At 72.6% G+C, this 1002-nt stretch carries 2 protein-coding genes; both read right to left on the reverse strand.

Features of this window, described 5'->3' with window-relative positions:
* Positions 1-73: 73 nt before the first annotated feature.
* Positions 74-205 carry a hypothetical protein gene (locus HW577_RS27005; RefSeq protein ID WP_269769601.1) on the reverse strand — a complete coding sequence of 44 codons (132 nt, stop codon included), beginning with the start codon at positions 203-205 and terminating at the stop codon, positions 74-76.
* On the reverse strand, positions 205-792 hold the full coding sequence (locus tag HW577_RS25575) for a cytochrome b (RefSeq protein WP_198378892.1): 588 nt from the start codon (positions 790-792) through the stop codon (positions 205-207). Before HW577_RS25575 ends, HW577_RS27005 begins: the two co-directional genes overlap by 1 nt.
* Between the last annotated feature and the right edge of the window lie 210 nt (positions 793-1002).

Raw genomic sequence — 1002 nt, forward strand, 5'->3', positions numbered from 1 at the left:
CAGTCGGCGCGCTGTCCGCGCGACCCAGTCGGCGCGCTGTCCGCGCGACGACGCCGGCGTCGCGGCCCGGCGTTCAGCCCTCCGCGCGCTCGGGAATTTCCCGCTCCGCCGCGCAGGAGCAGACCACCGTGCCGTCCGCGAGCCGGTTGGGCTGCGTCGCCTCCCCGCAATGGGGGCATTCGACAGGCTCGCGCGTGGCCGGCATCACAGCATCCGCATCAGCGTGCCGTCCTTGCGGATGGCGTGGTGGAAGATCGCCGCGGCGATATGGACGGCGAGCAGCAGCAGGAACAGGTAGCCGCCGATGGTGTGCGCCCAGGACAGCACGTTGGCGAGGCCCGTCGAGGCTTCCATGAATTTCGGCAGGTCGATGAAGCCGAGATAGGCGGTGCGCCCCTGCATCGGAAAGCCCCAGGCATTGGTCGCGAGGAAGCCCAGGATGGGCTGCGCGATCAGCAGCGCGTACAGCCCGTGATGCGTCGCCGTCGCGGCGGTGCGCATCATCGGCGGCAGCTCCGCCGGATGCGGCGGCGCCGGGTTGCGCCACTTCCACAGGATGCGCGCGAGCGCGGCGAAGAGGATGGTCAGCCCCGCGCTTTCATGGATGGCGTAGAAGGCCATCTTGTAGGCCCCATCCGCCTCCCCGGTGATGAACTTGATGACGAAGCCCGTCGGCAGCGCGATCGCCATGAGCCCGACCGTGACCCAATGGAACCACTTCGCCGCGGCGCCGTACTGGCCGTCGGGATGGGCGGCGTCCTGGCCGGGAAGCGGGGCGGCGGTCGCGTCCATGGGGCGTCTCCGGTCCTGGGTGGCGCGCGGGGCGAGGTCGCGAGGGCCGCATCGCCCTGCCGGCCGCGGATGTGGTCGCGCATGACCGTAGAGCAATATCCGGCCGGAGGGACCCATCCTGTCGGGCATCCCGGCCGCGCGCCTTCGGCGGTGGCGCCCGCCGGACCGCGGGGTCGGCCCGCGCCGCCGGACGCCGCCCCGGGCCTGCGC

It is taken from the genome of Neoroseomonas rubea (assembly GCF_016106015.1).
Lineage (GTDB): Bacteria > Pseudomonadota > Alphaproteobacteria > Acetobacterales > Acetobacteraceae > Neoroseomonas > Neoroseomonas rubea.

What these genes read in the sequence shown, in the direction of transcription:
- HW577_RS27005 (WP_269769601.1), bottom strand. Translation starts at nt 205, where the DNA reads ATGCCGGCCACGCGCGAGCCTGTCGAATGCCCCCATTGCGGGGAGGCG.
- HW577_RS25575 (WP_198378892.1), bottom strand. Translation starts at nt 792, where the DNA reads ATGGACGCGACCGCCGCCCCGCTTCCCGGCCAGGACGCCGCCCATCCC.